General features: G+C 68.2%; 15 protein-coding genes. 7 read left to right on the top strand and 8 right to left on the bottom strand.

Translation table 11 applies throughout. The features are described from left to right. Positions 1–104: 104 nt before the first annotated feature. Complete coding sequence (gene rpmB, locus ASG91_RS10075; protein WP_056922510.1) at positions 105–299, top strand: 50S ribosomal protein L28; 195 nt, start codon at positions 105–107, stop codon at positions 297–299. A 132-nt stretch (positions 300–431) separates the two neighbouring features. Here the strand turns inward: rpmB and thiL are convergent, their stop codons facing one another. Beyond that, entirely contained in the window at positions 432–1,397 is a 966-nt protein-coding gene (gene thiL, locus ASG91_RS10070; RefSeq protein ID WP_056922509.1) for a thiamine-phosphate kinase, read from the bottom strand. 192 nt (positions 1,398–1,589) lie between these two features. Here thiL and ASG91_RS10065 point away from each other — a divergent pair, with 192 nt between their 5' ends. Beyond that, positions 1,590–1,823, top strand: coding sequence for an Lrp/AsnC family transcriptional regulator (locus ASG91_RS10065; RefSeq protein ID WP_056922722.1), 234 nt, complete (start codon positions 1,590–1,592; stop codon positions 1,821–1,823). Positions 1,824–1,872: 49 nt separating this feature from the next. Continuing rightward, positions 1,873–2,325 (top strand): DUF3515 family protein, encoded by a 453-nt coding sequence (locus ASG91_RS10060; RefSeq protein ID WP_056922508.1) that lies wholly within the window; start codon positions 1,873–1,875, stop codon positions 2,323–2,325. 774 nt (positions 2,326–3,099) lie between these two features. On the opposite strand, the gene ASG91_RS10050 is transcribed toward ASG91_RS10060, so the two are convergent. After that, the gene (locus ASG91_RS10050) at positions 3,100–4,059 is read right to left on the bottom strand and encodes an acetylxylan esterase (RefSeq protein ID WP_056922506.1); all 960 of its coding nucleotides are present in this window, start codon (positions 4,057–4,059) and stop codon (positions 3,100–3,102) included. 150 nt (positions 4,060–4,209) lie between these two features. Here ASG91_RS10050 and ASG91_RS10045 point away from each other — a divergent pair, with 150 nt between their 5' ends. After that, positions 4,210–5,238 carry an acyltransferase gene (locus ASG91_RS10045; protein WP_056922505.1) on the top strand — a complete coding sequence of 343 codons (1,029 nt, stop codon included), beginning with the start codon at positions 4,210–4,212 and terminating at the stop codon, positions 5,236–5,238. A gap of 223 nt (positions 5,239–5,461) precedes the next feature. Here the strand turns inward: ASG91_RS10045 and ASG91_RS10040 are convergent, their stop codons facing one another. From ASG91_RS10040 to ASG91_RS10025, 4 genes are all read right to left on the bottom strand, one after another. Further along, positions 5,462–6,157, bottom strand: coding sequence for a hypothetical protein (locus ASG91_RS10040; RefSeq protein ID WP_157606286.1), 696 nt, complete (start codon positions 6,155–6,157; stop codon positions 5,462–5,464). A 240-nt stretch (positions 6,158–6,397) separates the two neighbouring features. Then, a complete protein-coding gene (locus ASG91_RS10035; RefSeq protein ID WP_056922503.1) occupies positions 6,398–7,210 on the bottom strand; it encodes a DUF2182 domain-containing protein in 813 nt (270 codons plus the stop codon). Positions 7,211–7,214: 4 nt separating this feature from the next. Further along, a complete protein-coding gene (locus tag ASG91_RS10030; protein WP_056922502.1) occupies positions 7,215–7,817 on the bottom strand; it encodes a DUF1326 domain-containing protein in 603 nt (200 codons plus the stop codon). A gap of 171 nt (positions 7,818–7,988) precedes the next feature. Continuing rightward, positions 7,989–8,246: a hypothetical protein gene (locus tag ASG91_RS10025; RefSeq protein ID WP_157606284.1), complete on the bottom strand. Its 258-nt coding sequence runs from the start codon at positions 8,244–8,246 to the stop codon at positions 7,989–7,991. A gap of 116 nt (positions 8,247–8,362) precedes the next feature. Between ASG91_RS10025 and ASG91_RS10020 the strand changes: the two genes are divergently transcribed. Continuing rightward, positions 8,363–8,956, top strand: coding sequence for a hypothetical protein (locus ASG91_RS10020; RefSeq protein ID WP_056922500.1), 594 nt, complete (start codon positions 8,363–8,365; stop codon positions 8,954–8,956). 56 nt (positions 8,957–9,012) lie between these two features. Here the strand turns inward: ASG91_RS10020 and ASG91_RS10015 are convergent, their stop codons facing one another. Together ASG91_RS10015 and ASG91_RS10010 are read right to left on the bottom strand one after the other, a co-directional pair. Continuing rightward, entirely contained in the window at positions 9,013–9,576 is a 564-nt protein-coding gene (locus tag ASG91_RS10015; RefSeq protein WP_056922499.1) for a hypothetical protein, read from the bottom strand. Between the two features lie 105 nt (positions 9,577–9,681). Next, complete coding sequence (locus ASG91_RS10010) at positions 9,682–10,812, bottom strand: D-alanine--D-alanine ligase family protein (protein WP_056922498.1); 1,131 nt, start codon at positions 10,810–10,812, stop codon at positions 9,682–9,684. Positions 10,813–10,885: 73 nt separating this feature from the next. On the opposite strand from ASG91_RS10010, the gene ASG91_RS10005 reads away from it, so the two are divergent. Beyond that, on the top strand, positions 10,886–11,974 hold the full coding sequence (locus ASG91_RS10005; protein WP_056922497.1) for a PLP-dependent aspartate aminotransferase family protein: 1,089 nt from the start codon (positions 10,886–10,888) through the stop codon (positions 11,972–11,974). Positions 11,975–12,053: 79 nt separating this feature from the next. Next, positions 12,054–12,404: a VOC family protein gene (locus tag ASG91_RS10000; RefSeq protein ID WP_157606282.1), complete on the top strand. Its 351-nt coding sequence runs from the start codon at positions 12,054–12,056 to the stop codon at positions 12,402–12,404. Positions 12,405–12,449 lie beyond the last annotated feature (45 nt).

Genomic DNA, 12,449 nt, shown 5'->3' with positions numbered 1-12,449 from the left:
GCTTGACCGGTTCCCGTGGACCTCTGCGTCGCTGGCTTGTGCCCGCGCGAGGAGACACCTTGGGGCCATCCATTCTTGTACCAATCGATTTCAGGAGAACACCCGTGGCTGCCAACTGCGACGTCTGCGGCAAGGGACCGGGCTTCGGTCACAACATTTCGCACTCGCACCGCCGCACCAAGCGTCGCTGGAACCCCAACATCCAGCGCGTCAAGGCGCTGGTGGGCGACGCGGGAGTGACCCCGAAGCGTCTCAATGTCTGCACCTCGTGCCTCAAGGCCGGCAAGGTCAAGCGCTGACCCTGCCCCCGCGGCATACCGAAACGAGCCGATCTCCCCACCGGGAGGTCGGCTCCTTTCATGCCTGGCCGGTCACGTCTGGCCGCCGAAGTGTCGATTTTCCTGCTACGCCCGGAAGTGTCGATTTTCCTGCTACGCCCGGAAGTGATCCCAGCCGCGCGCCTGCTGGACGGCCCCGTCGAGGGTGACGCCCGCGCCGGCCTCCACGAGGCCGATGGTGCGCCAGCCGTCGGGGACGTCGCCCGGGAAGGTGGCCAGCAGGCTGTGCTCCTCGCCCCCGGCGAGCACGCACTCCCACGCTGCGTCGCCGACGACCGGCTCGAGTGCCGCGTGGTCGTCGAGGAGACCGGTCGGGGACAGCGCGAGGCGCACGCCGCTCGCCTCGGCGATGCGGTGACCGTCACGCAGCAGCCCGTCGGACAGGTCGATCATCGCGCTGGCACCAGCGCGCGCAGCCTCTGGTCCGGCCGCCAACGGCGCGACCGGACGCAGGTGCTGGGCCAGGCACGAGCGAGGTATGCCGTCCGTGACGGTCAGCGGGTCGGCGCCACCCTGCAGCAGCGCCAGGCCGGCCGCCGAGCGGCCGAGGGTGCCGTTGACGGCCACGACGTGGCCGGGGCGCGCGCCGCTGCGCAGCACCGGCTGGTGGTCGCCGAGGTCGCCCAGCGCGGTGACCGACACCATGAGGACGCCGGTCGGGGCCGAGGACAGGTCGCCGCCGGCGACGACGACACCCGCTGCGGAGGCTCGCTCCCCCAGCACCCGGGCGAAGTCCACCGCCCAGTCGAGCCGGGTCGCGGGCTCGGCCACCAGCGACACGAGGATCGCGGTCGAGATCGCGCCCATGGCGGCGACGTCGGCGAGGTTCTGGGTGAGGACCTTGGTCGCCACGTCACCCGCCGTCGACCACTCGTCGAGCCAGTCCCGGCCGCGCACCATCGAGTCAGTCGTGGCAACGGTGGCCGGGCCGGTGCGCAGGACCGCTGCGTCGTCACCCGGCCCGACCGACAGCGCTGCCGACGACGGGAAGAACGGGAAGATCTCGCGCAGGAGTTCGGACTCGGAGACGTCAGCCAGGGTGCGAGCGGCCGTGACCATGACTTGACCTCCTCGTGACGGGTCGGGGGAGACGGGCGGGACACGGGCACGGTAGCGTCTGGCGTGGCCGAGGTGCGCCCCGGCCGTGCAGTTCTCCGGGACACCGATGTCCCGCTCAGGACTCTGAGTACCAAGACGAGCTCAACGCTTGAACAGACTGAACCCTTTAACAGAACTGTGAGGTGCCACGTGGTGGTCCAGGCCTACATCCTGATCCAGACCGAAGTCGGCAAGGCGGCGTCCGTTGCCGAGGCCATTGCCCAGATTGCCGGTGTGGTGCTGGCCGAGGACGTCACTGGTCCCTACGACGTGATCGCCCGCGTCGAGGCCAACACCGTTGACGAGCTGGGCAAGCTCGTCATCGCCAAGATCCAGGACGTCCCGGGCATCACCCGCACCCTGACCTGCACCGTCGTCCACGTCTGAGCGTTCGACCGACGTGCGTCGCGCTGCCCGCCTGAGGGCTGCGCGCCCAGTGCGCACCACGACCACCGGCCTCCTCGTCCTCGGGGTGGCCGGTGGTCTGCTTTCGGCCTGCTCCACCCTCGTGGAGATCTATCCGCCGCGACACACGGCGGAGTGCGAGCCGGCGACCGCCCAGTGGCCTTCGAAGGCTGGTGGTCAGTCCGCGCGGGGGGTCGACCCCAACGGTGGCGTGAAGGCAGACGCGGCTGCGTGGGGTGACCCCGCCATCATCGCCACCTGCGGATGGCCCGCCCTCGGCCCCACCGACAAGGAGTGCCTCGACGTCGACGGCATCTACTGGGTCGTCGAGCCCCTGAGCGACGGCGTGCGGTTCACGACCTACGGACGAGAGCCGGCGATCGAGGTCCTGGTCCCCCACGCCTATGCTCCCGAGCCGCTGCTGCTCCCCGCCTTCGGTCCGGCCGCGAAGGCGCTGCCCACCAACGGCCGCAAGTGCGACTGAGCCACCAAGCGCCTCAAGACGCCTTGGCAGGGGCCTACTGGACTTTCTGGAACGCTGGGCCGATGGAAGCACTTGGTCAGTTCCCCTTCGGTCGGGCAAACATCTTACGGCCAGCCCGAATGTCGTCGAAGGGACGCGCAGAGATAGTGGTCGTCGGCGTTTACCCACAGATGGGCGGAGGGTCAACCTCGGTGAGGTTTGGCAATCCCACTACTCCTGACGCAGCAAGTCGTATCCTCCTCGAACTGCCCGTTTCATCAGCTCGATGTCACGCCTTAGGTCGCCCTCCGTCCGACCCTCCAACTTCATCGAGCCTTTGGCGAGGACAGATTCCGTGCCGTCCTCGCCCTCGACCCAAGGCGAATGAATGACGCGGTTGCGCGACTCGTTGGCGCTTCTGGCCAACGGCAACCAAGCACCCACGCGTGCGGGGTCCAGCGAGCCACACTCCGTCCTTGCTCCCAGTGTCTGGAGCACTCCGAACGTGGAAGCCAGCCCCATCGAACCCGTGATCAGGCGGGCGGTCGACTCCGTCACCTGAATTGCCCGGGCCAATATCTGGGCCGTGACAAGTTCGAGCTGATGGCCTAGCGCAGTCGTATAGCCAAGAAGTTGTAGTCGCGTTTCGTGCTCCACAGGGGCAACCTACGTGCCGCAGTGTGCCAATGACTCAGACCCGCGCCGAGGAGGTGCGTTTCCGCTGCTGCCAGCGACGGATCTCGACACGCGTCTCGAACCCAAAGACGGCCGCGGCGCGTTATTCAAGCGCCTTCTTCAGAGTTGGGCCAGGAACGCGAACACGGCGTCTGCGTGATCGGCTAGCGGTAGCTCGTGCCGGAAGTCCGGGTAGAGGATGACGCTCTTGGGGCTCGCGATCTTGTTGTAGACGGCAAATTGGCTGGATGGCGGACACGTGCGATCAGCGAGGCCGACGCCCAGGAGCACATCCGCCCGGATGCGCGGGGCGAGGAACTGGATGTCGATGTACCCGAGCTGGGTGAAGATCTCACCCTCCCTTTCGTGCCTCGGGTCGAAGCGGCGGAACCAGTCGTCCACCTCCTTGTAGGCATCGAGATCCAGTCCCCAGACTCGTTGGTAGTCGCAGAGGAACGGAAAGACGGGCGCGGCCAGCTTGATCCGTGGTTCCAAGGCGGCACAGGCGATGGTGAGGGCACCACCCTGGCTGGGACCAGTGACACCGACCCGCGACTCGTCCACATGGTCCATGCCCATGACGAGCCGAGCGAGCAGTGCGGTGTCCAAGAAAACCTGTCGGTAGTAGAGCTGCTTGGGTGGGCCCTGCAGGCCGCGGACGATGTGGCCCTCCAAGGTCCAGCCAGTGACCCCTCCGACGTCTTCGGACAGGCCGGCCTGACCACGACAGTCCATCGCTGCGACGGTATAACCAAGGCTCGCGTAGCCCAGCAGCTCGGACCAGTCGGCGGACCTCTGCGCGTAACCGTGGAACATCAAGACCGCCGGCTGTGGTTCGGTCTGGAGCCGGGGACGAACCAGCTTCGCGTGCACCCGGGCTCCGCCAGTTCCCCTGAACCAGAGGTGCGAACACTCGAACGCCTCCGTCTGGAAGGCCGCCGTCTCGATCTCCAGTTGGGAGTCCAACGAGTCGAGCTCCCGCAGACTGGCGTCCCAGAATCGGTCGAAGTCCTCCGGACGAGGGTTGGTCCCTTCGTAGGCAGCCAGCTCGTCCCGGGTCATGTCGAAGGTCAAAGGCATCGTGGGTCCTCTTGCGTCGTCGGCGGGCGCGGCGCCCGATCTTGGCATTCTCCACGGCCCCGCCCTCTTCGTGAGGAAGGGGCCTTTCGTCATGCCGTCGGGGCCAAAAGGACGATGGCACCCACCTGCGGCAGCTCATAGCCTTCCAGGATGACTCTGGGGGAAAGCCTCGAGGGCCGCAACAACGCCCTCAACGCCCTCCGACTCCTGTTTGCCGTGCTCGTGATCGCTTCACATTCGTTTGCCCTGACCGGACGCCACGAACCGAGCTACGTGGGCGTGCCCCTCGGCGGATGGGCAGTCGCAGGGTTCTTCGCCATCTCCGGCTACCTCATCTCCCGCGCCCGCCTGCACACCGACCTCGCGACGTTCCTGCTCCGTCGTGGCCGCCGCATCTACCCGGCATTCTGGACCTGTTGTGCTGTCATCGCCTTCTGCTTCTCACCCCTTGCCGCGCACCTCACTGGTAGTCCCTACGATCCCCGCACTGGCGCCGGCTACGTGGTGCTCAACGCCACCACGTCCATGCAGCAAGTCATCATCGGCACCGAGACCTTTGGCGCACCGCCCACCCTGATCATGTGGAACGGCTCGGCTTGGACCCTCGCCTTTGAGATCACGTGCTACCTCATCATCGGTGCAGCACTCACGGTCACGCTCGTTCGGAAACACCACATAATCGCAGCGGTCTGTGCGTACGCCATCGGTGGGACGACCGCCATCGTCACTGACAGCCAGCAGGGGCTCGCCTGGTTCGTCGCTCTTTTCGCCGCTGGCTGGATCGTCTCCACCCGGAGCCGCCAGCTGACTGCCACCAAGGCCACGACGGCGATCGCGTTGCTCTTCGCGCTCGGCGCGGCGCAGATCCACCCCGTGCTGGCCGCGCTCCCCCTGTCCTACGCGGTGCTCGGGGCTGGTGCGCTCCTGCCGTCCCGCTGGTTCACGACCAACGACATCTCCTACGGAACCTACCTGTACGGCTGGCCTATCCAGCAGCTGCTCTTGATTGCGGAGCTCGATGAGCTGGGCCTGTTCGTGTTCATCGCGGCCGCCATCTCCCTGTCGTTGGCGGCGGGGGCGGTGTCGTGGTTCCTGCTTGAGCGACGCTGCCTGCCGAAGCGTCGGAGCATCGTCACGTCGCCGACCCTCGCCCCACAGAGCATCACGCAGCCGGCATAGTTCACATCGGGTTCAGGCGCGCTCCTCATCGCACTGCTTAGCCCATCGGCGACCACTCACGTTCCACCGGTGCTGGCCGCGAGCGCGAGCTTGGCGACCAGGGCCAGGAGCGCGGTCACCAACACAGCACAACGCTCCCCGGTGGAGGACAGTGCCGCACGGCTGCCATCGGGATGATCTCGCGCCCCCGATTCCTGTGGCGGGTGCGACGCCCCGAGGTCGGCTACGGCGCGGGGACGAGCTTGGCCTCCTGGAGCAGGCCCCACACGTACTCCGCCCACCTGGCCTGACCACTCAGGTTCAGGTGGTTGAGGTCGTCGCTGTAGTCGGATCGACGCATGGTCCAGCCCTGGCCGGTCTGGTCGGTGCTGCACCGGTCGGTCTCCGAACAGGCCTTGGTCAGCTCGGTCTTGAATCCGGCGATCGCGGCTTCGAGCCGGGTGAGCTCCTTGGGGACGAGGTTGCCTCTCGGGTCGAGGAAGGCGCACGGACCCGTGCCGCCGACGCTCGCCCGCTCTGATCGTGAGTACACCGCGGCATCGCGGCTGGGTGTGCTGATCTGGGTGGTGATGAAGAATCGGCTACCGGGCATCTTCGTGGACAGCTCTCCGAGGACCTTGCCGATGGCTTGGCCGTACGCAGCGAAGTCGCCTTGGGTGGCCGGACAGGCGATGTCGGCATCCAGGGTCGCGATGAGGACCAGCTCAGGCTGTGGGTTCTGCGCGATCAGGCCCTCGGCCTGCCCAGCAAGCGACTCGACGTCGGCACTCCCCGAGCCGAAGTTCACGACGTGGCCCTTGATCGCAGGGTGTGCCTGCAGGAGGCGCAGGTAGACGCTGTTCACCTCAGGATTGCTCCCTGTCGCCCACGAGTTGGCCTTGACCTCCTGGCCGCCCGGCTGGGTGCCTTCGCCAGTCACCGCCGAGTGGCCGATCGCCGCAACGGAGTCCGGGTAACCGGTGTACGCAGACGCGGGCTTCGTGGCCGTGGCCGTTCTGCTGGTTGGGTTCGTCGGACTGTCTCCACCAGAGCAACCGGTGCCGAGCAGGACCGCGCAGAGGGCCGAACACACCCAGGCGCGCTCTGAGCCGCTACCTGCCATCGTCTTCATCGCGGCACTCCTCTCGCCAACCGTCGAGGACGAGCCCCAGCTCCACCCTCAGGTCATGGTCATGGAGTCGTTCCCGGGCACCGTCAGACCGGGGAGCGCCTCCGGTGCGACCAAGACGAGTACGCCGAGCACGAGCAGGATGACCGCCGTCCCGTACGTCGCCGTTCGCCGCCACGGCAGGACCTTCTCGACCGCGATGAAGCCTGCGACGACTGCCATCCAGACCACGCTCATGACTCCCAGCGCGAACAGTGACGCCATCAGGGCCCAGCAGCACCCGACGCACCAGGCGCCGTTCTTGGCACCCATCCGGAGGGCGCCCGACCTCCCGCCCCGCCAGGACCCGAGCAGCGTGCCCAGCGGGCTACGGCACTTCCCGAGGCAGACGTTCTTGAGCGGCGTCAGCTCGTAGCCGGCAGCCATGACCAACACGGCTCCGGCGATGGGCCGCCCGGCGCGGTCCCACGACAGGGCCCCTCCAGCCAGGCGGCTCGCCACTCCCCCGACCAGGAAGGCGATGACGCCGGCACCAGCCCAGGTCAGGAGGTAGCCACCGGTGAAGACGAAGGGCAGCAAGCGCGACTTCCCGCTCATCCGCGCGTAGAGGGCGATCGTCGGCGCGACCGACGGGAACATCATCGCCGCCATCATGACCACCCAGACGCTGATGAACCATCCGAACGAGCCGAGGGCCGTCCAGGGGCCGGTGTCCATGCCGCGCATGAGCTCGAAGGTCCACCACCAGGCTGCACCTGCGAGGAGGAAGAGCAGCGCGACCAGCCCCCACTGCGCGCGGCTGGCGACGAGTGCAGGATGTAGACCTCCGCGGGCCGATGGGGCCGCCGAGCTGATGTCGGTCATCCCTTCAGGCAGTCCAGGCGAAGTCCGACTTCGACAGTCCGGTCTTCCCCTCGTACTCGATGCCGAAGGCACTGATCCTCGACCGCTTGGCTTCGGCCATCGTCAGGTCCGACCCGACCGGGTGGAACATCCCGGAGAACTTGATCGGCTCCCCGGACTCCACCCCAAACGGCACGATGTCAGCGATCTCGAAGTCGATGACGTCGCCGATGCGGACGCTGTGTCGCAGGCCATCGTCCTCGACGTCGATCTTGGCGCGTTCGACGCCCAGCATCTCGCCGATCAGCGGCGCGAGACCCGCCATCGGCCCACCCAGCTGGCCGCCGAAGACCTGCACGAGCTGGTCGAACTGCTCGTCGGTCGCGCCGTCGTCGACGAACACCCCGACCCGCCAGTTGCCCTCGGTCATGACCTTGGGCGTGTCGGCGATCAGGGCGACCTTGCACCCCGCGATGTCGGTGCCCTCCACGGCACCCTCGCGGATGTTGAACACGAGCGTCACGCGACAGAAGTCGTAGGTGGCTCCGTGATCGAGAGACAGGTTGCACGGGCACATCAGCTCGCACGAACAGGTCTCGACGTAGCTACCGGCCAAGTTCCAGGACATCGGACCTCCCAATTGCCCCTCACGCCGAGTCTCCCGCCGCGCGCCAACAGCGTCAACGGCCACGGACGCCGTTGGGGCCATTGAATATCCGGCAAGTTCCGGCCTTCCGGACAAACGGCTCTCAGGCCTCGACCACCTCCGGCTCCTGGCTGGCGACCTGCTCTTCGGGTCTCAGCGCTGCCGGCGAAGCCGCTTGGCCTGGGCAACGGCGAGCACACCGACAGGGAGCGGCACCGTGTACTCGGTGTCAAAGCCCCAGGCGTGGTCCCACGTGTCGACGCCCGACGCGACGGCAATGAAGCCACCGATCACGTCGCACGCGAGCAACGTGAGCATGGCCAGGATCAGGGCCCGCCCCAGTGCCATCCGCGACTCGGCGCGTGACCCGTCCCAGGCTCTTGGGACGCCCTCTCCCGACGGTCCGTCCATGCAGCCAACATGACAGCGGGCCCACTCCTGGAGCAGATGCAAACAGCGCAGACCCGTGCGCGTCTGACACCATCGCGGGCAGACCCACCGACAGCTGCTTGAGATGGGAGAAGCACATGCCCGAGTTCACGTGGCTGCCGGCCAACCAGGCAACGGGCGAGGACGTCGAGGCAGTGTTCGCCACTGGGGGTGCCAGCAAGTGCCGTTGCCAGGCCATGAAGGTGCCGGGCTGGATCTGGCGTGACACGACCCAGGAGCAGAGGGACAACGCCCTCATCGAACAGACTGCCTGCGGCACCGCGGGACCGACCTCTGGGCTCATCGGGTACGTCGACGGCGAAGCGGCCGGATGGGTCGCCGTCGAGCCGCGGGAGAACTACCCCAGGCTGTGGAGTCGAAAGCAGCCGTGGATGCGGATGGACCCCGAGCTCGAGGGTGTCTGGTCGGTCACCTGTTTCGTGGTGCGCAAGGGCTGGCGCCAGTCGGGCCTGACCTACGAGCTGGCCACCGCCACGGTCGAGTACGGCGAGCAGGTCGGGGCCCGCGTCCTGGAGGGCTACCCGATCGAGCCGCCACCGGGCAAGACCGTGATCTGGGACGAGGCGTCGGTCGGACTGTTGCAGGTCTTCCTCGAGGCGGGTTACCAGGTCGTGGCGTCACCCACCCTGCGTCGGCGCGTGGTGCGTCGACGACTGGAGAGCGCCCGATGACCCTCACGCGTGACTGCGGCGGATGAGTGCGGTCAGTCGGGGGTGCTCGGGGCCACCTAGCGCACCATCACGCAGTTGCCCAGGCCCTTGGGCCGGTCGTAGGTGAAGCCCTCCCGCTCGTACATCGTGCGGGTGCCGTTGTAGAGGAACGACGAGTTCTTCTTCCGCACCCCGCCGGTGTCGTGCGGGTAGCCCTCGACCACGCCGCCTCCGGCCTGCGCGATCAGCTCGACGGCCCCGCGCAGGGCGACCGACGCCAGTCCCTTGCCGCGATGGGCCTTCTCGACCTGGATGCAGGTGACCCGATAGTCGGGCAGCCGCTCGGCCGTGGCGAGGTACTCCTTGCGGTGGTGGATGCCGGGCAGCTCCTCGGGTGTCCCGTACTCCGCCCAGGCGATGGCGAGGTCGCCGTCGTAGACCAGAGCAGCGTGCGCGATCCCCTCGTCGACGCGGCGCTTCTTGAACGCCCGGTTGTCCTCGGTGGTGCTGTCCGGATCGCGGTCCTCGGGGTGGAACCACGTGCACCAGCAGTTGGCGAACATGCCCTTGTTCCGCTCGACCAGAGCGGCGAAGTCGTCGAACGTCTCCGGCGTGAGCGCCTTGATCGTGAAGTCGGACATGCCGGCAAACTACCCGGGATCCAGGACGTTCGGCGTCCGGAACCTCCCCGGGTCAGGGCGACTCGAGCGCATCACACCAAACCGCGCGGCGCCCTCCCCCGCGACTCAGCGCAGCCCGACCGGCCGGGTGAGGGCGAGCTGGATCAGCTCGTCGATCAGCTGCGGGTAGGGCAGCCCGGTCGCCTCCCACATCTGGGGATACATCGAGTGCGGGGTGAAGCCGGGCATCGTGTTGATCTCGTTGATGACGACGTCGCCGGTGTCGGTGTAGAAGCAGTCGACCCGTGCCAAGCCCTCACAACCGAGCGCCTCGAACGCCTCGCCCGCCAGCCGCTGAACCTCGGCCGAGATCGAGTCCGGCACGTTGGCGGGGCAGGACAGGACCGCGCCGTCGTCGATGTACTTGGCCTCGAAGTCGTAGAACTCGTGACCGCCCTCGGCCGTCACCTCGATCTCCCCGACGTGCGAGACGCGGGGTGCATCGGTGCCGCGGCCCTGGAGGACGGCGCACTCGATCTCACGACCGACGATGCCCTGCTCCACGATGACCTTGCGGTCGTGCTCGCGGGCGAACTCGATCGCCGCCTCCAACGCCTCGGGAGTCGACACCCGCGAGATCCCCATGCTCGAGCCGGCTCGTGACGGCTTGACGAACACCGGGTAGTCGAGCGCGCCGACCGCGTCCATCGCGGCCGCCTTGTCGCGCCGCCACTGGGAGTCGGTGATCACGACATACGGGCCGACCGGGAGTCCGGCCCCCGCAAACAGGACCTTCATGTAGTGCTTGTCCATCCCAGCAGCCGACGCGAAGACCCCCGACCCGACGTAGCGGATGTCGGCCATCTCGAACATGCCCTGGATGGTGCCATCCTCCCCAAAAGGCCCGTGCAGCAACGGAAAGACGACGTCCACCTCCCCGAGCGACTCGGGGATCTGCTGCGGCTCGAGCGTCGTCAGCGTGCGGTCGGTGGTGGCGAGCGGCACCACGACGGCAGCCCCGTCCGGCGCGACCTCGGGCGTGCTGTCCGACGTCAGCTCGAGCGACCGCAGGTCGCCGTCGGCGAGCACCCAGTGACCGTCGCGCGAGATCCCGATCGGGATCACGTCGTAGGCGTCGCGGTCGATCGCTCGCATCACCCCCGCTGCGGTAGCGCACGACACGGCGTGCTCCGAGGAGCGGCCGCCGAAGACGATGGCGACGCGAGGCTTGGAGGGCGTGGGCTGGTCAGTGCTCATCGCGGACGAGCGTATCCCGCCCATTCGTCGGGCAGCCCGACGGCACGCACGGCCACCCGCCTACGCTGGCGACGTGAGCCACGAGCAGCTGTCCCCCGCCTCCCGCGTCGTCGCCCTCGGGCGCCAGCCCCGTATGCCGGGTGCCGGAGTCAACGCGCCCCTCGAGTTCACGTCGACCTACCTCGCCGACGGCCCGGTCAACTACGCGCGCGGGGGCAACCCCACCTGGACGGCGTTCGAGGAGGCGCTCGGCGGCCTCGAGGGCGGCGACGCCCAGGTCTTCTCATCGGGGATGGCCGCCGTCTCGGCCGCCCTCACCTTGGTGCCGCACGGCGGGGCCGTCGTGGTCCCGGCGCACGCCTACAACGGCACGACCGCACTGCTCGACCAGCTCGCGTCCACCGGCGCGGTGGCGGTCCGTCGCGTCGACCCCACCGGCCAGGAGCAGGTCCGCGAGGCGCTGCAGGGGGCGGCGATGCTCTGGGTCGAGTCCCCCACCAACCCCATGCTGGAGGTCTCAGACATCCGCGCGCTCGCCGCCATGGCGCGTCAGGCCGGCGCCCTGACGGTGTGCGACAACACCTTTGCCACACCGCTGGTGCAGCAGCCTCTCAGCGACGGCGTCGACGTCGTGCTGCACTCCGTGACCAAGTACCTCTCCGGCCACTCCGACGTCATCCTCGGTGCGCTCGTCACCCCCTCGACGGACGCCGGTCGCGAGCTCGCCGACCGGCTGTCCACCGCCCGACTGCTGCACGGCGCCATCGCCGGGCCGATGGAGACCTGGCTGGCCCTGCGTGGCCTGCGCACCCTGCACGTCCGCATCGAACGCGCCACTGCCAACGCCCGAGAGCTCGCCGAGCGCCTGGCCGCCCACCCGGCGGTCGAGAGGACGCGCTACCCCGGGTTCGGGGCGATCATCGCCATCGAGGTGCCGGGCGGCGCAGCCGGCGCCGAGCGCGTCGCTGCGGCAACCGAGCTGTGGACCCACTCGACCAGCCTCGGAGGGGTCGAGTCGCAGATCGAACGCCGTCGCCGCCACCCTGCGGAGCCGGCCACCGTCCCCGACGCCTTGCTGCGCCTGTCCGTCGGCATCGAGGACGTGGAGGACCTGTGGCGCGACCTCGACCGCGCCCTCAGGGACGGCGCGGACGCCACCTGACGGCTGTCGATTCGGGGCGGGCTCGAACGTCATCTGGGTGAAGGCCACGCCCGGTGGCCTCGCCCAACCGGAGGTCATCATGAGCCATCCCATCATGCACGCCGAGATCCGTTCGGGCGACCCTGACGCAACAAGGGCCTTCTTCGGGGAGCTGTTCGGCTGGACCTACCCCACCGAAGGAGCCTTCCCCGGCTACACCTTTGTCGAGACAGGGGTGCCCGGCGCGCTGTACACCGCGATCAGCCCGCTCCAGGGCGACGGCGACCTGGTCACGTTCTTCGTCGGCGTCGATGACATGGCCGCGGCCATCGCCGAGACGACTCGCCTCGGCGGACGCGTCGTCCAGGAGCCGGTCAGCGTTCCCGGAGTGTCGTTCGCCCTGATCGCCGACCCGCAGGGTCATGTCGTCGGTTTGGCCCAGCAGGTCTGACCGGGTCAAGGAGGCGTTTCCGGAGACTCGCACCGACTCCCTCGT

Origin of the sequence: Phycicoccus sp. Soil802, assembly GCF_001429605.1 — a bacterium.
Lineage (GTDB): Bacteria > Actinomycetota > Actinomycetes > Actinomycetales > Dermatophilaceae > Pedococcus.
The sequence above is the reverse complement of the archived record's forward strand: the minus strand, read 5'-3'. Positions and strand labels throughout refer to the sequence as shown.

Coding starts and splice junctions, on each gene's coding strand:
- ASG91_RS10045 (WP_056922505.1), top strand. CDS start 4,210: ATGACTCTGGGGGAAAGCCTCGAGGGCCGCAACAACGCCCTCAACGCC.
- ASG91_RS10050 (WP_056922506.1), bottom strand. CDS start 4,059: ATGCCTTTGACCTTCGACATGACCCGGGACGAGCTGGCTGCCTACGAA.
- thiL (WP_056922509.1), bottom strand. CDS start 1,397: ATGGTCACGGCCGCTCGCACCCTGGCTGACGTCTCCGAGTCCGAACTC.
- ASG91_RS10000 (WP_157606282.1), top strand. CDS start 12,054: ATGAGCCATCCCATCATGCACGCCGAGATCCGTTCGGGCGACCCTGAC.
- ASG91_RS10015 (WP_056922499.1), bottom strand. CDS start 9,576: ATGTCCGACTTCACGATCAAGGCGCTCACGCCGGAGACGTTCGACGAC.
- ASG91_RS10010 (WP_056922498.1), bottom strand. CDS start 10,812: ATGAGCACTGACCAGCCCACGCCCTCCAAGCCTCGCGTCGCCATCGTC.
- ASG91_RS10035 (WP_056922503.1), bottom strand. CDS start 7,210: ATGACCGACATCAGCTCGGCGGCCCCATCGGCCCGCGGAGGTCTACAT.
- ASG91_RS10030 (WP_056922502.1), bottom strand. CDS start 7,817: ATGTCCTGGAACTTGGCCGGTAGCTACGTCGAGACCTGTTCGTGCGAG.
- ASG91_RS10020 (WP_056922500.1), top strand. CDS start 8,363: ATGCCCGAGTTCACGTGGCTGCCGGCCAACCAGGCAACGGGCGAGGAC.
- ASG91_RS10025 (WP_157606284.1), bottom strand. CDS start 8,246: ATGGACGGACCGTCGGGAGAGGGCGTCCCAAGAGCCTGGGACGGGTCA.